Here is a 15,623-nt window from a genome sequence, read left to right on the forward strand (position 1 = left end):
CGTGGGCGCCCGAGGCAGATCCCGGTGGCGCCGAATGAGGGCGATCATCGCGCGGTCGGCTGGGGTGATCACGGCGGTGGGGCCCTGGTGTGGGGAAGCGGTCAGAGACGACGCCGCGGCGCGCCGACAGGAGTCGGTCGCGCGGCCACCAACGCCAGCAGGGTCCGCCGCCCGATCGCATCGGTCAGCGCGTCGCGCAGCGGTCCCGGGCGGCAGTGGACGCGGGCCTCCTGGAGCGTGGCGTCGTCCAAGGACTCATCGTCGCGGGACAGGATGGCCAACCCCGCGTAGTTCAGGGCCGACTCCTTCTGCGCGCACTCGGGATCCCGCAGCCCCGGCCGGTGCGTTGCGGCGAACACAAAGGCCGCGGCGATGTCGCCGTGGTGGCCGGCGATCAGCATCAAGCGCTCCAGGTGCGGACGGAGAATCTGCGGATTGGGCGTTGCCCCAAGGTCCTGCAGCGCGGAGACGATGGTGCGGTCGATGGGGGTTAGCATGCGAGGGCCTCGCTCACCGAGAGGCTGCGTCGGGCGCTGGGGTGGGCGTCGTCGATCACACCGTCCGGGGCGGTGGCAAGGGCGATGATGTCGTGATCAAATCTGGACGCATTGAGGCGCCGCCGCGTTTGTTCCAATGGGCTGGAGGTTACCCACTCGGTTACCCACTCATCAAATGATGTGATCAGTTGGCGCCGCATTGCGATGTCCGCTTCGGCCAACTTGTCCATGGGGAGTCCCTGGAACCGCTCATGGAGGAATCCATAAAGTTGCGCGCGCCGATCGCTGTTCGATTGGCCCTTCCAAGTGTGCGCACGCACGATCACATCCATGACTTCGAGGCTGTGCGGAGCCTTTGCGGCCAGGATGGCGCGCACCGAGTCGGTGTCACCCTCTGACACGGGTCGCTGAGGTGGATTTGGCTGTTCTTTGCGCGCCAGGAGGTGCTTGGTGCGCTGCTTCCAATAGTGATCAGCGCGATTGATCACCCACAAGATCACCCACGCCCCTGCCCCGCCTAACGAAAAAAGGAGACCACAGATCAGAATGCCCATCACATCATCCTCCGTGTTCCGCTGCGCTCGGTGGCCCCACCGACGGCGGCCTGCTCCAACTCGCGGCGCTCGGCGGCGCGTTCGCCCTCCTCCAGGAGCCGGATGGCTTCGGCGGTCGTCGGATCTGATTCGGCCAGTCGTGTGAAACCCGCCAACATTTTTCGAGGGGTGACGCCGCGGTTGTTGATCAGGCGTGGGTCGGCATGATGATCGAGCAGGAGTTGAAGCACGGGAAGAATTCGGCTCCTGTCGCTCGGACCGTCGAGGTGCGCCTCCTGCATCAATACATGCGCGACCACGATATCGTGCAAGGGCGTCAACAAATCTGATCCGAAGCGCTCATTGATCGGTGTGTTCTGCTCCACCAGGCGAACCACATCTTCGAACGATCGCTTGCCCTCATAGCGAATGAAGTCATGCGCACAATTGGCCAACTCCTCAACCGGACCGGCGTTGGACAAGTCGGCCTCCGGGACGCCCCACGAGCGTTCGGCGTCGGTGAGGACTTGGATCATGTGGTGCACATCAGGATATTGGTCGTAGTGTTTCCAAACAGCCAGAGCGTGGCGTCGCCGCACAAGCATCTGCCTTGCGGTGCTCAATGGATTGCCCGCAGTTCCACGCGGGTCTTCGCCCGCCTCCAGAAGGCGATCCACCTCAAGGCGCAGTTCATGGGTCTTCTTGGGCTTTGCGAAGAAGGGGTCCCACGATTTAACGGCTTCCGCCAAACGCGATCCACCGGATTCTTTGGAAATAAATGGCCCTCGCTCGCGATCTTCTCCTTGGGATTGCCTGGCACTGAGCGTCGGCTCGACGTGCGGGACGTTGGACGGCCTGAAGAGGAAGCGCCCCGCGATCATCCCACTCGCTACGCCCAATCCGTATTCAATGAAGGCAAGTGCGTCCATCACATCACCCTCCGCGCCGCATCCCCATGCATTGGTGCGCCCTGCACCACCTCCTGCAGGTCCCGCTTGTCCCAGGCGCGACGCGCGTCGTGCAAAATCTCAACGCAGGCGAGGTGCTTGCTTGTGGCGAAACGCGCGGCCATGGCTTGTGCGTCGGTGCCGTTGGTGTTGGTCACGCGGGGATCGGCACCGTGCGCGAGCAGCAAGGAGACGGCGCTCAGGTGCCCGATGCGCGCGGCCTCCATGAGCGGTGTGGTGTTGTGGGTCGGACGTATGGTGTCGCGCGGCAGATCGGGATCGGCCAGAAGAGCGGCCAGGCGCGCGGTGTTGGGGTGGAACGCGGCGTCGTGCAAGGCACGGACGTCGTCGGGATGGGAGAGGGTCATGGCGGTTCCTGGGGTGTTCGGTTCCCCACCATCCAAGCGGATTTTGACGCCTTGTCAGCCTTTGATGTGATGCGGCACGCATCACTTGCGGTTGGGTTTGTGTGTGCTGTGCAGGTGATCACAACCTAGAACGGTCAGGTCGGCCGGCGCTGCCGGCGCACGGACTGGAGGTTGGACGACCAGCGGTCGGAGGACGCGGGCGCCATCAGGTGAGCCATGTCGGCGTTCCAGCCGTCGTAGTTGCGCTTCTCCCGACGGTAGTCCTGTCGTTCGGCGTGAACACCGAATGCCAGGAGCGGTGCGCCGACAGCGAGCAGCAGCACGGGGGAGATGTGCGCCTGGGTGAGCGCGATGCATCCGAGGAGCAGGACGCCGGCGAGGATCAGCGTGCCTACGGGCACCGGATTGGGCGCGGGCCAGGATGTGCGGAGGGGGCGCCGATGAACGGCGCTGCGGTCAACGATCAGAGGGCGCATGGCGAATCCCGCCTGCTAAGGAGTTGATCCCATTGAAACAGGGGGGTGTCGGTTGGCAAGCACGGCGTTACGGAGGTGCGGGCTGCAACACACCCGGGCGCCCGGGCTCGGATGTGCCTCTTTGGACACGACAATGGGGACCTTTGGGTCCCCATTGAGTTGGTGATGGTGCGGTGGATTTGCGATCAGTACGACGCGGACACGCTCACGGTGCCGGTGTACGCGCCCGGCGCCGCCGGTTTGTTGCTGCTCGCGTAACCGAGGTCCGAGGCCGTGGTGATCTCAAAGTACACGGGCACCGGCAGCGTCCCCGCGATGGAAGTCAACTGCTGCGCGGCCGTTCCCGAGCCCCACGGCTTCGTCATTGCCGAGTCTTGGAACATGAAGTAGCGGATCTGCGCGCCGCCGGGGCCGCTCAGAATGCCACTGGGGTTGCTGCCGTCGAGGGCGGTCAGCGCGATCGTCACCGGGGTGGCCACCGTGCAGTCGAGGTTGATGTTGCCCGTGGTGGTCGCGGTGGTGAAGCCCGACGTTGCGGTCATCAGGCCGAGCGCGGGGAAGGCCACGGGTGCTGCGCTGGCGCCGCACGAGGTGGTGACGGTCAGGTTGGTGGCGAAGGTGGTGGACGCGCTGCCGGCGACGGCAGGAGCGGCGGCGACCAGCGCGAGCGCGGCGGTGAGGCCGAGCAGGCCGAGAGCACGGGTGAGGCGGGAACGGGTGGGACGCATGAGGGGAACTCCTGGGATTCGTGATCGATGGCGATGCAAGAGGGGTGGGCTGATCGGTCGATCAGAACGAGAGGGCGACGTTGGTGACGCCGGAGCCCGTGCCGGCCGGGATGTCGGCCTGCGCCGGCAGTTCGCCGTACACAGTCAGGGTCTGGGTGCCGTCGGTGCCGGTGATCGACTCAGCGGAGGTGCCCGTGCCCCACGGCAGCGTGTGGGCCGAGTCTTGGTAGAGGTTGTAGGTCACCGGCTGGCCGCCGATCGTCAGCGCGCCGGGCGTCAGGGCCACACTCACAGGGAAGGCGGCGTTGCATTGCACGGCGATCGTGGTCGTGCTCGCTTCGCCGGCAAACCCGGACGTGCTGGACGTGGTGCCGACGGAGGCGAAGTTCATGGGGTTGGCGGTGGCCGCGCACGCCTGGGACACGTTGGCGGTGACGGCGAAGGTGGTGGACGCGGTGCCGGCGACGGCCGGGGCGGCGGCGACCAGGGCCAACGCGGCGGTGGCGCCGAACAGGCCGAGGGCGCGGGTGAAGCGGGAGCGATTCATCGGGGGAACTCCAAGGTGGGGAATGGGGCGATCGACCAACGTTGTAGGTCCCCACAAGCCGTGGGGTGGATCGGGTCCGACCCACAGTCGCAGATTCGTGACGACCGTCAAGATCGGGGCGCTTGGGCCTCGATGTGGATCGTTGGTCGCACCTCTTGCGGGTTGATCGGCGCGCGCTAGGGTGGGCTCAACGCGGCGGATGTCCGTCGCATCGGAGAACCAACATGTTGAAGGTCCTGGGAACAACGGTGGTGGGTGCGGTGCTCGTGCTGGGCTCCGCGGGCGCAAGCGCGCACGGGTGGAACGACTACCACGGATACCACCACGGTTGGCGCGGGCCGAGCGTCGGTGCGGTGATTGGAACGGCGGTTGTCGGCGGCCTGGTTGCCGGTGCGGTCGACGCGGCCGTGGCGCCTCCCGTGGTGGTGCAACAGCCCTACCCGTACGCGGGATACGGCGCGTACCCGGCCTACTCCTACGCGCAACCGGCGCCGGTTGTCGTGGCGCCCGCCTACGGCTACGCGCCGTACGGATACGCCCCGCGCGTGGTGGTTGCGCCGCGCTGGTAATGGCGGCCGAAATTATCCCGGCAGGGATAATCGTGGATAAAACGGTACGGGCGGGGATGTCCCCGCCCTTTTCGTGCGTGTTGGTCGCGATCGCTGTACGGCGGTTAGGCCGCCGCGGTGTCCGCCGTGGGGACGCGCTGGAGATGCAACAGCCGTTGCTGCCGGTCGGCCGCGCGCCGGCGCAGCAGCCGCGCGGTGCTCTCCATATACCGCCGGTGCTCGGCGACCTGTGCGGCCAGGGCCGCGGCGGCCGCCGCGTGCGCCTGCGTCACGCGATCGACGACGGATCGATACGCGGACTGGGTGATCCGGAAGTGCGCGCACACCTCGTGGACGTTGGCGTCGGCACGGTAGAGTACAAAAAGTAAGTTCTCCCACGCCTCCAAGGAATGTGTCGGGCCAACGACCACCCCGCGGGGCCACACGGGGCTCTCAGGGGCATCGATCCGAAGAGCAATGAGGTCGGAGCGAATGGTGGCCGAATGCGTTCCCAGGAGCGCCGCGATCGTGCGGACGCACGTGCCATCGGAGACCAGGGCACGCACACGGGCGCGCCGCGCTGTCACAGCGGCCATAGCGCGTTCGAGTGATGAGGGTGCCGGCGCCATCATCTCAGGCCGCCAAGTCGGCGCGCAGCCGCTCGGGTCCGCCCAAACGCACCACCGGCGGCCACGTGTTCCAGTGGCCTTGGGCCAGTTCGTAATCGAGCGCGTGCAGGACATATCGGCCGCGTTCGGTGGTGCGCAGGGCGCCGATGCGTTCGGATCGCGGTGTGCCTTCCAGAACAAGGTGCTGGTCCCAGCCCACCCGATCGAAGAGCACGGGATCGATCCATTGCTCGTCCGGCCCGGTCAGGAGCACGGACATCGCGCGAGCGGTGGCTTGCCAATCGTCGGCTTCGTCCACGAAGGCGGTGAGGAAGTCGGTCAGGGCGGTCATCGGCGTGGTTCCGGATTGGGGGTTCCGAACCATCCAAGCGGACAGGGACCGCCCCGCAAGAAGAACATGTGAGCCGTCCCACATTGCTTGCGGTTGGGGTTGCGTGTGATGTGTCGCACCTCACATCGCCCGGTGCGTTCGGCGGACGATCTGCTTCAGTGAGGGCACCCCAACCCGAGATCCTCTGATGAACCGCGTTCTCTCGTTCGTGTGGAGCCGCCTGGCTCCGTATTCCTACGCCGGCGCCACCGGCGACTACGCGCCGGCGATCGCCGCGCTCAAACGCGCGGGCGCCCTGCCCGCCGATCACCCCGAGACGGTCGACGGCGCGGCGCTGGAACGCGCCTGGTTCGCCCGTCTTCGTGGGCCGCGGCCGCTGCACGCCGCGCCGCAGGCGCTGATCGATCACGCCGCCCGTGTCATGGACGCGCCGGTGGTTGTCCTCCCCTCCAAGCCGGAGCCGCTGGAGGTGGCCGCCCTGGCGGTGGCCGATGCCACCGCGCCGACGGCGACCCCGGTGATGTTCGTCCGGCCGGCGGCCGGCATGGTGTCAAGCGCGATTCCTCGCTTGATGGTGCGCCCGCTCACGCGCGTGACGGCCGCGGTGTACGAGGATCTGTACCCCATGCCGCGCGCCGATCTCAAGGGCTGACGCACAACGCCCGCCGATCGGCGGGCGTTGGCGTTGGTGGCTGATGGAGACTTAGGCGGCGACGCCCTGATCCTGGTCGTTGCGCTGGCGGCGTTGCCGGGTGGCTTGCGCCCGGCCCTTTGTGGGGGCCGCCGGTGCCGGCGCTGGCGCCTGAGCGGTCGGTGCACTCTCTTGTGCGGGCGCCTCCTGGCTTGCGCCCTGCTGCGGCGCGCGCTGCTGGCGTTCGACTTGCGGCAGCGCTTCGGTCTGCTCGGCCTTGACCCCAAGGCTCGTGCAGATCTTTTCCGCCTGCGCGGCGGCTTTGGACAGCAGGCGGTTGTCGGCCTGCAGCGCTGCGGTCCAGTAGGGCCGGTAGGACTCGCACACCGTGGCGTTGTGGCCGGTTCCGAGGCGTGAGGCGATGAAATAGGCGGCCGTGTGAGCGATCAGCGCTTCGGGCGCGTACTCGGGCGTCTGCCACAGCGCCGACTGGTCGCGGTTGAGGCGCGAGGTGTGACCGGTCGCGTGGCACAGTTGCACGATGAGGTCCCCGTAGAACGCATCGGCGGTGGCGTACGTCTCGCGCGGGGGCATGTGGATCGTGTCGGTGCTCGGCTGGTAGTACGCCTGGTTGCGGTCGTACGCGATCTTCACACCGCTCTCCCGCAGCATTTTCTCGCAGAGGGTGTGACGCTCAGCGTCCGCGAGGCCGTGCGGCGGCGCGCTGAGTTCTTTGGGCAGTCCGCGCACGACGGAGGTGGGAAAGACCCATGCGTACTTGATCGTTGGGCCGATGTAAGCGGCCGGATCTTGCGCCAACGCGGCCTGCTTTTCCTGCTCCGTCTTGGGTTCGAAGACCTTGATGCGCACACCGTCGGCGCCTTTGGCCACCTGCCCGCCCACGTGGGAGGCTTGCTTGTAGGTGAGCCAGGCGGAGTCGGAGAGGTTCCGTTCGCCCTGCGCGAGCATCAGCGACAGCGCGTTTTCCGCGGCGTACTGTTTTCCGGTCGCGGGGTTCCACGGATTGAGCGGCGCGTGCCCGGGCGCCCAGTCTTGCAGCCAAGGCGGCAGGCCCTGCTCCAGATGCGCGATCACGCGCGCGTTGAACTCGTCGAGGTGCTTGTCGTGGTAACTCATGACCGGATCTCCAGGTGGATGGGGAGGCCCTGTTCGAGAGCGGCCTCGAGGGTGGCGAGCGCCACGTGGATGGGCGCCAGCGGCTGGTTGGAATCGCCGTGGCGGTGGAACGTGTAGCCGTGCTTGGTTTTTGCGATTCGGATTTGCTCGGCGGCCGCGGTGACGTCGGCCGATGTGAGCGCGCGTTCGTCGTAGCGAAGTGCGGGATCGCGTTCGATGGGGAGGGCGGCGGACATGAGTGAACTCACGGAATGCGGGACGGACACACTCGCGAGCACACGGAGTCCGTCAATCGGACCAACTGTGTGGAAGTGCGCACGCTGACGCGCTGCTCTAAGGCCCTGGTGTGCCCCGTTGGTGCGCTGCCCAGCGCGCGTGTGACCAGCGCCGATCGCGGGCGGTCACGTTGGCGGTGCGGTGGGATGGAACGACGCGCGCGCGTTCGGCCCGCTCGTCCGAGCGGGCGGAGGGAGATAGAGAGCACGGGGTGTTAGATCGCGCGCCGACGTGGGGGTGGTGGATGCATGTCGGAGGCGGCCACCTGCGCGAGGTCGCGCCGATCGTGCTCGTGTTCGGCCGCTAACAACCGATTGCGGATGCGCTCCAGGCGCGGCTGTTCGGCCGGGAACTGATCCATCAACACCTCACAGATCTCGCGCGGTGTTTGCTCGACGGCGCGCAAGGGTCCGCCATCGGCGTCGGTGGTGCGGATGTCGATCGTGCCAGGACGCCTGGGATCCGCACCGGCGGCCAGGAGGGCCGCGACGACGCCGACGGTCGGACACAACGCGCTCAGCGCCGCGTGCAAGGGGGTTGGCCCGGTGCCCACACGCGTGCTCGGCTGCGCGTCGACCAACTCGGGGTGGCGCTTCAACAATGAGCGCAGGAGTGATGCGTTGCCGCTGTGCGCCACCGCGTGCACCGCCGTCCAGCCGTTGCGATCCACACGTCCGGCGGGGATGTGCTTGAGGAGTTCGCGCACGCCCTGGCTGCGCGCCACCGCACTGCTCTGCCGCCACGGCAAGGGGCGCGTCCAGTCGAAGACGACGACGGCGGTCACAGGTCCTTCGGGGATGATGGTGCTCATGAGGGCACCCCTCCCCCGCCGGCGGTGAGCCAGGCGGCACGCGCCTGGTCGCGCAACGCGCGCCAGTTGGAAAACTGATGGCGCACGTCGGAGCGGATGGTGTCGTCGTGCACGTTGAACGCACGCGCCACCGAGGCGGCGTCGCGCCCAAGCACGCAGATGAGGTGCGCCGCTTCGGAGGCGCGGTTGAGACGGCGCAGCGTGCAACGCGAGCGCTTCAGGCGCCGCAGATCGTTCGTGATCGCCTGCGGGCTCACGCAGTATTCCGCGGCGAAATCGGTCACCGTTTTGGTGCGCTTGTGCCAGGGCGTGTCGGCCCATTTCAGCAACGCAGCGCGGCGCTCCTTCAAGCGCGCCAGCGCCGCCAGTTTGTCCTCGAGGGTGGCCCACTTCTTCTGCTGCAACCCAAGATCCTGGCGGTCGTGCTTGACCGTCTGGACGTTGGCGCTTGTGAAGCCTTCGGCCTGCAGGATGCCGATCATGTCGCGCGGCGCAACGCCGGCGTGGTGCAAGGTCAGCACGCGCTCTTTGCGCAGAGCGACTTGGGCGGGGGTGGCGCGTTTTGGTGAGGCCATGTTGGTATGTACTCAGGCGGCGATGGTGGCGGGAGGCACGGCGGCGGCCTGGTTGCCCCAGGTGAGCCACCCCGTGCGCGGCGTGCGCGAGAAGAGTTCGAGGCGCCGATCGGTGTCGTACGCGCGGGTCAGCCATTCCCGGATGATTTCGGGTTTTGCACTGTGCGCGGTGCGTTGGGCGATCACGACGGAGGAGATCTGCGGGGCGTGGGATTTGAGGGGGAGTCCGCCGCCGCGCTTGGCGATGAGAAGGACCTCCGAACACGGGCGCACCGCGCCGTTGCTCATGCACGAGGCGTGGCGGCCGGTGTCGTGAATCTTGTTCCACGTCACGGCGGTGGTGTAGTCGTAGCCGGCGTCGCGGATGAGATCAATGGCGAGGGCCACCTGGCTGTTGGGCGCCCACAGCGCCATCACGGCGTTGTAACTGCAGCAATCTTTGACGGCGGCGCGGGTGAAGGCGCGCAGTTGGCTGTCGGGAATCAGCGGGTAGTGCTGCGACGGGTCGATGGCCCAATCCTTGGAGGATTCAGGCCCGCGCTCGCCGTAGCCCCAGGGCGGGTCCCAGTAAAGGAGCGCCGCTTTGCCGTGCCGACTGGTGAACGCGCGCAGATTGGCGATCGTGGTGTCGATCGGCGTGCCTTGGGCGAACCGCCCGTCGTCGGTGATGGTGGCGCCGGCAATGGCGGCACGGGGCTGTGCGGGTGCGGAGGAGTCGGCGGCGCGACGGGCCATGGTGGTGGTCCTTCGATCGGAGGCGTGCGGTCCCGCTGCGCGGGGTGGCCCCCACCCGACCGGAGGTTCGTTCGCCAATGGATCGGCGGGGACGTTGGGATCGCGGCGGATCCGATGCGCGCCGTGTCGTGGGGCGCCGTGATGAGACCTGATGGGCGCCAAGGAACCGGAGCAAGCGCGATCAGGCAAGCGGCCCGTCGGGACGCCAGCGCGGATGTGTGCACTCGCTAACAAATGGACCGCCGTCCCGGCCCTTGGGCTCTTAGGCCCTGGTGTGGTTCGTTGGTTGTGAGTCCGGTCGCACCGCTAGAGCAACCGGCCGACAAACTCCGTCAGGGTCTCCGCGTTGCGCTGCCCCTGGTCCTCGTTGTTGTTGTTGAAAATGCCCTGGACGCGATCGGCCTGGTCCGCGAGACGCCGGATGGGTTCGGCGAAGGTCTGCAGTTCGGCGTCAGAATAGTCGTAGTCGAATCGGTCCGATGCGGCGGTTTGCCCCTTCACGTCCCATGTCGATGTGTTGCGACCGTGGAAGCGCACGATCGCCAATGCGGGGTTGGTGACCTCCCAGATGGGTGGAAGGGAGTTGGGGAAGCCTTGGGGCATGTCGAGCACGACGTGAGCCAGTTGGTGCTGGCGTTCGAACGCCAGCGTGGCATCGCGGTGCGCGTCGTCGAACCACGCGGCGAGACGAAACTCGGTCGAGAGCGTGTAGTCGGCCAGGCGCTCGCGGCATTCGATGATGTGATCGAAGGCTTTGCGCACCGGGGTCACCCACGGTGGAAACTGGAAATGGACGGCCACCAGTTTGTTGGCGGCGCGCAGCGGCTGCAGCGCCCGCTCGAAGCGCTGCCAGAGCACCTCGCGGATCTCGTGCGGGGTGTCTTTGTAGTAGAGGTTTTTCTTCGTCGCAAAGTACCCGGTCATCTCCTGCTGCACGTCCTTGGGCAGCGCCACCTGAGGGGTTTGGTGGCCGGTGAAGAGACGAAACGCTTTCACATTGAAGGTGAAATCGTCGGGCGTGCGCTCGGCCCAGAGTTGGGAATTGCGCTCGGATGGCATCGCGTAATACGAGGAGTCGACCTCGACCATGGGGAATCGGCTGGCGTAGTAGCGCAGCCGATCTTCGGCGCTGGAGCAGCCCTTCGGGTAGAAGCGTTTGCACGCGATGAGGGACTTGTCGGTCCAACTGGCCGTGCCGATCGTGACGCGCCCGGTCATGGCGCCTCCGCAGCGTGGGATGCTGCGGCCGATCTTAGCGGACCGGAGCCGCCCCTGCCCCAGTGCTCGGGGCGGGCGCGCAGGATCGGATCCAGCGGCGGACTTCGGCGGCCTTGTTGCGCACGCCCCGCCAGTCGCTGGGGGTCGCGGGCGCCACGAATCGTGTGCGATGGCCGTTGTAGGTGACCTGGGCTTCTATGTGGCCCCGCCCGTTCAGCCGGACGGCATCGACGGTGACGCCGGCGGCTTGGAGCGTTGCGATGAAGGTGCGTTGTTGCTTGTGTACGGCCACGGCGGGCACTCCGGTGGGAACGCCCTCATGTTGATAACGAGAACCGCGGGTTTGGGGGTGGGTACGGATCCTCCCCTGTGCCACACGCGGCCCGCACCGCGCCAGGCTGTGCGGTTGGTCACATGCAACGACCGGCGCGACGCGTGTGCGTCCGAATGTGGGTGGAGGCGATCTCCTGGTCGCCCAGCCGGTGGATCTGCTCGGTGGATGCTTGGGTGCGCTGGGCGCGCTCGGTCGCGGTCTCGCTGCGGATGTCGCGCACCGTGGCGTCGGCGCCGGCCGCGCACAAGACGTCGATCGCGGGACCGTCGTGGCGTTCGGCGCCGACGTGCAGCGCGGTGGCCCCGTCGTGGTCCTGCCAGTCGAGGTACGCCTGTCGGTCCTGGTCGGGGATCGATTCGAGAAGGATGTTGACGGCCCCGCTGTCGGCGCCGTGCAACGCCGTCCGCCCCTGATCATCGGTGGCCCAGGGATCGGCGCCCCGCTCGAGCATCACGCGCAGGGCGTTGTCGCGCGGCCACTCGTTGTCCTCGTGGAGGAGGTGCAGGCGGCTCAACTGCGCCAAGGGCTCGGCGCCGTCGGTGTCGAGAATCCTGGTGTTGGCGGTGTCGACCACCGACAGTTACTCCCGCAGGCTGTTGGCTGTGTCGCGGGTGATTTCGACGCCATCGGACACCTCACGATCGAGCCAGGCCAGTTCGGTGACCAACGCGGCGCGTTCCTCCTGGTCCAGTGGCAGGATCGGACCGTCCTCGGACAGGGGCGCCGCCTGCCGCGGTGGCGGAACGGAAGCCGTGGGAGCCGTGTGTGTCTCGGTGGTTGCCACGGACGACTCAGGGAAGATGTCGCTGAAAAGATCGGTCATGATGGGATCCGGCGCAAGGTGGGGATCTCACCAGTGAACCAAAACAGAGGGGCACCGCAAGGGGCGCCCCGAACGATCAGGCTTTGCGGCTCTTGGGGACCTTCGCGCTCGGCCCCTTCCGCTGCTGGATTTTGGCCGCGGCCTCCTCGGCCATCACGACGGCCATGCGGGCCATGATGCGTTCGCGGTCCGCTTCGGACATCCCCTTAAAGAAGTCGACCATGTCCTCCGCCTTTTTCATTTCCGCCGCGCTGCGCAGGTTGTTGTGGGCGTCGCGCACGAGCAGACCCAGATGCTCCGCTTGGTGGCGGTACCGGTTGAGCATCTCGGGATCGGTCCAACCGAAGAGTTCCATCATCTGCTGTTCGCTGATGTAGACACTCATCTCCGTCGCTGCGGTGTGCCGCAGGTGGTGTGGGGCTGCACGCGGGACACCGATTCGGCTGTCCCGAATGGACATCCCCTTGCGCCCGCGCGTGCCGAACACGCTGATAAAGCCCTGATAGACCGTTGTGCCTGCGATAGGCGCGCTGGGATTTTGGGGAGCCGGGAACACCCAGCCGGATTTTGGCCATGGGCGGACCTGTCCGTTGGCGTCCGTCACCAGGGCCCGGAGGGCGGCTTCGGCGGCTTCGGGGATGGGCACGACACGTTCCCGGTACACACCGCGCCGGGCCTTGGTGCGTTCCAAGCGGACGGTGGGCACCGCGCCGCGCACCTTGGGCCAGGTGATGTTCTCCCACCGCATTTTGCAGGCTTCACCACGACGGACACCCGTCCAGCGAATGAACAAGAGGCACGCGCGCGTGTGCGGGTGCAGATTCATCTCGTTGAGTTGCGTTTCGATCGTCCTCCACTCGCTGGTGGTCAAGGCCCGCGCTGCGGGCTTTCGGCCGTCGTCGGAGATGGGAACCTTCAACCACTCCTCGGACGACGCCATGTCGTAGTTGTCTCCGTGGTACACCATGCACGCCATCAGGTTCGTCCGGAGTCGACGCTTGGTGGAAGGCGCGCCCTTACCTCCCGCCCAACGGTCCAGCAAAACACGGCAATGAGACTTGCCTAAGCGGGACACCTCCGTGTTGAGAACGTCCCGGACCTCCGGGTAAAAGAGCGGACGGTTCTTGTCGAGCATCTTCGCCGCCCGAGGATTTGTCCGGCGACGCTCCTCCTCCCCTGGGACCACGAATCCACCCATACGCATGAGCGTGTCGATCTGCCCCGCGTCGTGCGTCCGTCCATTCTCCGAGCGTTCGGTCTGTGCGAAGGGCGCAGCCTTGGTGGGATCTCCATAGAGGTGCCCGTGGAGGTCCTCATCGCGATACCGTTGAAGCCACTCCCGAAGGGTGCCTTTAATCGGTCGCTCCTCCGGCTGCGGCAGGTTCAGGTCACGCCAGTAGACGCGGGAATACTCATTGGCTTGAGCCAACGCGTTCGAAGGCCACCGCGGGTCATCGTTGGGCAGGCCCGCCGAACGGCACGCCGATTCGTCCAGGAATGGGTAGTTCACGAAGTTGACCGTTTTCTTTTTTGTACGGCCGTCCTCGGTCACGTCGATGCGATGCCGGAAGCGGTAAGCGTTGGGTCGCTGATCAACGCCGCGGGCCATCTTGGGAGCGGCCGCCGCCTTCTTCTTGAGGGTGCCTGATGCCATTGTCGACATGTCCTCGTGGAGCGGTGGCCCCACGCCCCCGCGCTGCGATCAGTGTCCCCGAATGTGTCCCCAGAAAGCAAGGTCTATCACGAAATGGCTTATTTTATGGTGCTTATTCGTTAATATATTTACATTCGGGACGTAGAAGTCGCATGTTCGAATCATGTCACCCCGACCAATTTGAAAGACCCAGAAAGCCCTGAAAAGCAACCGCTTTTCAGGGTTTTTTGTATCCGGAACCCGCTCCGGCAAAGCACACCGATGTGCTCCCAAACACTCCGAAAAGTCCCCCTGGTGTCCCCAGCGGCGTCCCCGCTGCCCCCTTGACATGGCCCCATCATGGGTCGGCGGCTGGTGAACTCTTCAAAGCGCATGCGCGTCATGCTGACTGCACTGTTGCAGTGTGGTGCTGATAACTCTGCGGGTGGTGCATCTATTCCTTAGCCCACGTATCGGCCAACAACTGCGCCTGAGCAATCACCTTCTCGCTGGCCTCGGGCTGCTTGTCGGGCGGGTATTTGTACTGAACCAGAAGGGCCTTCACCAACGCGATCATGCGGGCACGCGCGTCCTTGCTTTTTTGCCAATTGATCGATGCCGACGAGGACCGTAGTTTGTCGGTGAATTTCTGCGCCAGTTCGCGCAGGACCGGATGGCCCAGTTCGCGTCTCTTCCAACTTGCCGGTGCGAGCGGAATCTCGCGCTACTCACCCACTACGCCTTCCGACTTCACACCCGCGTTCTGGATGACGACCCTGCACCGCTCGATCGCCTTACGAAACGCCTCGCTGGTGGATGCCCAATCCACCACGTCCACCTTCCACGGCAAATCCGATTCCGAAAAGTCATCCGCCAAGGCTGCCGACACGTCCAGCGCTAGTGGCTTGTCGGTGATGATTGCCAAGTCCAGGTCGGAATAACTCTTGGCAGTCCACTTTGCCCGCGAGCCGAAGGCCCAGACTTCGTACTGCGGCACGTGTCGATGCAGGATGTCTTGCACGATCCGCCATTGGTCCGGATGCATATCGACATTCGGAGCGTGTGCGTCCTTACCTTTCATGCCTGTGCTTCACTCAACTTGCCCAACAGGTACACGGCTTCGTTCAGAAAAGCCGGAATGCCCGCGACCACCGCCAGCGCCACATCTTCATCATAGGTATGGCTGGTTCGGCTACGCATATCCCGGTAGCCACGCCATTTGGGCCAGTCTCCCAGCAACAAGCCGCGCTCGTTGCCGCTGCGGATCAGGTCCTGAAAGGGCATCTCGTCAAACTCGGCTGGGTTGGGTGATGTCGCCTCCAGAAAACGCTTAAGCATTTTGTGGCTGATTTCGTAGGTGAATTCGAAACGCTGGATCAAGCCATCACGAATCTGCGTGTCGGATACATCCTTCTGATAGCGGACTAGGCCTTCCTTGAGCCGGGCCACCGCTTTTTCCAGAGAGGTCAAATCCAGTTTTTCGTCACGCATAGGCGCCCTCCTTCTTCAGCAGCGGGTAGCCTAGCGCACCGGGGCTTGCCGCGATTTTTGCATCCAACACCACGGCCTTGCCCATCTGCTCGGCCAGTTCGGAACCTGGTTCAGCCATCCGATGGCCGGTAGCCTGAGCCTGGGCGTCGTACATGCCCAACACGTATTTGAGGAACACCGGGCTCAGCAGGGGATATTTGTATTCCGCTGCCCAGACGGAGCCACGCAACTTGTCGGCAGCCTCCCACAGGGTGCGCTTGAATTCTTCGTTGGTCATGGAGTGACAGGTTCCGTTGCCATAGCCCCGTAGTCTCCGGCATTTATTGCAGTGAGTGATACATCGCGCGCCCGTACC

24 protein-coding genes are annotated in these 15,623 nt (G+C 65.7%); 3 read left to right on the forward strand and 21 right to left on the reverse strand.

The features are described 5' to 3' along the window. Positions 1–101: 101 nt before the first annotated feature. The 7 genes from VME63_RS02380 to VME63_RS02410 all read right to left on the reverse strand — a co-directional run bounded on the left by VME63_RS02380 (position 102) and on the right by VME63_RS02410 (position 4,096). Entirely contained in the window at positions 102–497 is a 396-nt protein-coding gene (locus tag VME63_RS02380; RefSeq protein ID WP_325429875.1) for a hypothetical protein, read from the reverse strand. Beyond that, positions 491–1,051: a hypothetical protein gene (locus VME63_RS02385; RefSeq protein ID WP_325429877.1), complete on the reverse strand. Its 561-nt coding sequence runs from the start codon at positions 1,049–1,051 to the stop codon at positions 491–493. Before VME63_RS02385 ends, VME63_RS02380 begins: the two co-directional genes overlap by 7 nt. Next, positions 1,051–1,959, reverse strand: a complete 909-nt coding sequence (locus tag VME63_RS02390) for a hypothetical protein (RefSeq protein ID WP_325429879.1) — start codon at positions 1,957–1,959, stop codon at positions 1,051–1,053. The genes VME63_RS02385 and VME63_RS02390 overlap by 1 nt, the downstream gene beginning before the upstream one ends. Then, complete coding sequence (locus tag VME63_RS02395; protein WP_325429880.1) at positions 1,959–2,345, reverse strand: ankyrin repeat domain-containing protein; 387 nt, start codon at positions 2,343–2,345, stop codon at positions 1,959–1,961. The genes VME63_RS02390 and VME63_RS02395 overlap by 1 nt, the downstream gene beginning before the upstream one ends. A gap of 134 nt (positions 2,346–2,479) precedes the next feature. Further along, a complete protein-coding gene (locus tag VME63_RS02400; RefSeq protein WP_325429882.1) occupies positions 2,480–2,821 on the reverse strand; it encodes a hypothetical protein in 342 nt (113 codons plus the stop codon). A gap of 185 nt (positions 2,822–3,006) precedes the next feature. Next, complete coding sequence (locus VME63_RS02405; protein ID WP_325429884.1) at positions 3,007–3,549, reverse strand: spore coat protein U domain-containing protein; 543 nt, start codon at positions 3,547–3,549, stop codon at positions 3,007–3,009. A gap of 61 nt (positions 3,550–3,610) precedes the next feature. Continuing rightward, a complete protein-coding gene (locus VME63_RS02410) occupies positions 3,611–4,096 on the reverse strand; it encodes a spore coat protein U domain-containing protein (RefSeq protein ID WP_325429886.1) in 486 nt (161 codons plus the stop codon). A 224-nt stretch (positions 4,097–4,320) separates the two neighbouring features. Between VME63_RS02410 and VME63_RS02415 the strand changes: the two genes are divergently transcribed. Together VME63_RS02415 and VME63_RS02420 are read left to right on the forward strand one after the other, a co-directional pair. After that, on the forward strand, positions 4,321–4,665 hold the full coding sequence (locus tag VME63_RS02415) for a hypothetical protein (RefSeq protein ID WP_325429888.1): 345 nt from the start codon (positions 4,321–4,323) through the stop codon (positions 4,663–4,665). A 143-nt stretch (positions 4,666–4,808) separates the two neighbouring features. Beyond that, positions 4,809–5,033, forward strand: coding sequence for a hypothetical protein (locus tag VME63_RS02420; RefSeq protein WP_325429890.1), 225 nt, complete (start codon positions 4,809–4,811; stop codon positions 5,031–5,033). A gap of 244 nt (positions 5,034–5,277) precedes the next feature. Here VME63_RS02420 and VME63_RS02425 read toward each other — a convergent pair whose 3' ends face one another. Continuing rightward, positions 5,278–5,604: a hypothetical protein gene (locus VME63_RS02425; protein ID WP_325429892.1), complete on the reverse strand. Its 327-nt coding sequence runs from the start codon at positions 5,602–5,604 to the stop codon at positions 5,278–5,280. A 187-nt stretch (positions 5,605–5,791) separates the two neighbouring features. On the opposite strand from VME63_RS02425, the gene VME63_RS02430 reads away from it, so the two are divergent. Next, on the forward strand, positions 5,792–6,256 hold the full coding sequence (locus VME63_RS02430; protein ID WP_325429894.1) for a hypothetical protein: 465 nt from the start codon (positions 5,792–5,794) through the stop codon (positions 6,254–6,256). A gap of 51 nt (positions 6,257–6,307) precedes the next feature. Here the strand turns inward: VME63_RS02430 and VME63_RS02435 are convergent, their stop codons facing one another. The 13 genes from VME63_RS02435 to VME63_RS02495 all read right to left on the reverse strand — a co-directional run bounded on the left by VME63_RS02435 (position 6,308) and on the right by VME63_RS02495 (position 15,545). Then, on the reverse strand, positions 6,308–7,372 hold the full coding sequence (locus VME63_RS02435; RefSeq protein WP_325429896.1) for a zincin-like metallopeptidase domain-containing protein: 1,065 nt from the start codon (positions 7,370–7,372) through the stop codon (positions 6,308–6,310). Then, positions 7,369–7,608, reverse strand: coding sequence for a hypothetical protein (locus VME63_RS02440; RefSeq protein ID WP_325429898.1), 240 nt, complete (start codon positions 7,606–7,608; stop codon positions 7,369–7,371). Before VME63_RS02440 ends, VME63_RS02435 begins: the two co-directional genes overlap by 4 nt. Before the next feature lie 254 nt (positions 7,609–7,862). Continuing rightward, positions 7,863–8,459 (reverse strand): ankyrin repeat domain-containing protein, encoded by a 597-nt coding sequence (locus tag VME63_RS02445; protein WP_325429900.1) that lies wholly within the window; start codon positions 8,457–8,459, stop codon positions 7,863–7,865. Beyond that, the gene (locus tag VME63_RS02450) at positions 8,456–9,034 is read right to left on the reverse strand and encodes a hypothetical protein (RefSeq protein WP_325429902.1); all 579 of its coding nucleotides are present in this window, start codon (positions 9,032–9,034) and stop codon (positions 8,456–8,458) included. The genes VME63_RS02445 and VME63_RS02450 overlap by 4 nt, the downstream gene beginning before the upstream one ends. A gap of 12 nt (positions 9,035–9,046) precedes the next feature. Beyond that, positions 9,047–9,769 carry an MT-A70 family methyltransferase gene (locus VME63_RS02455; RefSeq protein ID WP_325429904.1) on the reverse strand — a complete coding sequence of 241 codons (723 nt, stop codon included), beginning with the start codon at positions 9,767–9,769 and terminating at the stop codon, positions 9,047–9,049. Positions 9,770–10,075: 306 nt separating this feature from the next. Continuing rightward, on the reverse strand, positions 10,076–10,987 hold the full coding sequence (locus VME63_RS02460) for a DUF72 domain-containing protein (RefSeq protein WP_325429906.1): 912 nt from the start codon (positions 10,985–10,987) through the stop codon (positions 10,076–10,078). Between the two features lie 410 nt (positions 10,988–11,397). Continuing rightward, complete coding sequence (locus VME63_RS02465; protein ID WP_325429908.1) at positions 11,398–11,895, reverse strand: ankyrin repeat domain-containing protein; 498 nt, start codon at positions 11,893–11,895, stop codon at positions 11,398–11,400. 6 nt (positions 11,896–11,901) lie between these two features. Further along, entirely contained in the window at positions 11,902–12,144 is a 243-nt protein-coding gene (locus VME63_RS02470; protein ID WP_325429910.1) for a hypothetical protein, read from the reverse strand. A 76-nt stretch (positions 12,145–12,220) separates the two neighbouring features. Next, entirely contained in the window at positions 12,221–13,798 is a 1,578-nt protein-coding gene (locus tag VME63_RS02475; RefSeq protein WP_325429912.1) for a site-specific integrase, read from the reverse strand. A gap of 433 nt (positions 13,799–14,231) precedes the next feature. Beyond that, positions 14,232–14,495 carry a type I restriction enzyme endonuclease domain-containing protein gene (locus tag VME63_RS02480; RefSeq protein WP_325430201.1) on the reverse strand — a complete coding sequence of 88 codons (264 nt, stop codon included), beginning with the start codon at positions 14,493–14,495 and terminating at the stop codon, positions 14,232–14,234. Positions 14,496–14,501: 6 nt separating this feature from the next. Beyond that, positions 14,502–14,858 carry a nucleotidyltransferase domain-containing protein gene (locus tag VME63_RS02485; protein WP_325429914.1) on the reverse strand — a complete coding sequence of 119 codons (357 nt, stop codon included), beginning with the start codon at positions 14,856–14,858 and terminating at the stop codon, positions 14,502–14,504. Then, positions 14,855–15,268, reverse strand: a complete 414-nt coding sequence (locus tag VME63_RS02490) for a nucleotidyltransferase substrate binding protein (protein WP_325429915.1) — start codon at positions 15,266–15,268, stop codon at positions 14,855–14,857. The genes VME63_RS02485 and VME63_RS02490 overlap by 4 nt, the downstream gene beginning before the upstream one ends. Further along, positions 15,261–15,545, reverse strand: coding sequence for a type I restriction-modification system subunit M N-terminal domain-containing protein (locus tag VME63_RS02495; protein WP_325429916.1), 285 nt, complete (start codon positions 15,543–15,545; stop codon positions 15,261–15,263). Before VME63_RS02495 ends, VME63_RS02490 begins: the two co-directional genes overlap by 8 nt. Between the last annotated feature and the right edge of the window lie 78 nt (positions 15,546–15,623).

It is taken from the genome of Dyella sp. (genome assembly GCF_035503745.1).
Lineage (GTDB): Bacteria > Pseudomonadota > Gammaproteobacteria > Xanthomonadales > Rhodanobacteraceae > Dyella_B.

Coding starts and splice junctions, on each gene's coding strand:
- VME63_RS02380 (WP_325429875.1), bottom strand. CDS start 497: ATGCTAACCCCCATCGACCGCACCATCGTCTCCGCGCTGCAGGACCTT.
- VME63_RS02385 (WP_325429877.1), bottom strand. CDS start 1,051: ATGGGCATTCTGATCTGTGGTCTCCTTTTTTCGTTAGGCGGGGCAGGG.
- VME63_RS02390 (WP_325429879.1), bottom strand. CDS start 1,959: ATGGACGCACTTGCCTTCATTGAATACGGATTGGGCGTAGCGAGTGGG.
- VME63_RS02395 (WP_325429880.1), bottom strand. CDS start 2,345: ATGACCCTCTCCCATCCCGACGACGTCCGTGCCTTGCACGACGCCGCG.
- VME63_RS02400 (WP_325429882.1), bottom strand. CDS start 2,821: ATGCGCCCTCTGATCGTTGACCGCAGCGCCGTTCATCGGCGCCCCCTC.
- VME63_RS02405 (WP_325429884.1), bottom strand. CDS start 3,549: ATGCGTCCCACCCGTTCCCGCCTCACCCGTGCTCTCGGCCTGCTCGGC.
- VME63_RS02410 (WP_325429886.1), bottom strand. CDS start 4,096: ATGAATCGCTCCCGCTTCACCCGCGCCCTCGGCCTGTTCGGCGCCACC.
- VME63_RS02415 (WP_325429888.1), top strand. CDS start 4,321: ATGTTGAAGGTCCTGGGAACAACGGTGGTGGGTGCGGTGCTCGTGCTG.
- VME63_RS02420 (WP_325429890.1), top strand. CDS start 4,809: ATGCAACAGCCGTTGCTGCCGGTCGGCCGCGCGCCGGCGCAGCAGCCG.
- VME63_RS02425 (WP_325429892.1), bottom strand. CDS start 5,604: ATGACCGCCCTGACCGACTTCCTCACCGCCTTCGTGGACGAAGCCGAC.
- VME63_RS02430 (WP_325429894.1), top strand. CDS start 5,792: ATGAACCGCGTTCTCTCGTTCGTGTGGAGCCGCCTGGCTCCGTATTCC.
- VME63_RS02435 (WP_325429896.1), bottom strand. CDS start 7,372: ATGAGTTACCACGACAAGCACCTCGACGAGTTCAACGCGCGCGTGATC.
- VME63_RS02440 (WP_325429898.1), bottom strand. CDS start 7,608: ATGTCCGCCGCCCTCCCCATCGAACGCGATCCCGCACTTCGCTACGAC.
- VME63_RS02445 (WP_325429900.1), bottom strand. CDS start 8,459: ATGAGCACCATCATCCCCGAAGGACCTGTGACCGCCGTCGTCGTCTTC.
- VME63_RS02450 (WP_325429902.1), bottom strand. CDS start 9,034: ATGGCCTCACCAAAACGCGCCACCCCCGCCCAAGTCGCTCTGCGCAAA.
- VME63_RS02455 (WP_325429904.1), bottom strand. CDS start 9,769: ATGGCCCGTCGCGCCGCCGACTCCTCCGCACCCGCACAGCCCCGTGCC.
- VME63_RS02460 (WP_325429906.1), bottom strand. CDS start 10,987: ATGACCGGGCGCGTCACGATCGGCACGGCCAGTTGGACCGACAAGTCC.
- VME63_RS02470 (WP_325429910.1), bottom strand. CDS start 12,144: ATGACCGATCTTTTCAGCGACATCTTCCCTGAGTCGTCCGTGGCAACC.
- VME63_RS02475 (WP_325429912.1), bottom strand. CDS start 13,798: ATGGCATCAGGCACCCTCAAGAAGAAGGCGGCGGCCGCTCCCAAGATG.
- VME63_RS02485 (WP_325429914.1), bottom strand. CDS start 14,858: ATGAAAGGTAAGGACGCACACGCTCCGAATGTCGATATGCATCCGGAC.
- VME63_RS02490 (WP_325429915.1), bottom strand. CDS start 15,268: ATGCGTGACGAAAAACTGGATTTGACCTCTCTGGAAAAAGCGGTGGCC.
- VME63_RS02495 (WP_325429916.1), bottom strand. CDS start 15,545: ATGACCAACGAAGAATTCAAGCGCACCCTGTGGGAGGCTGCCGACAAG.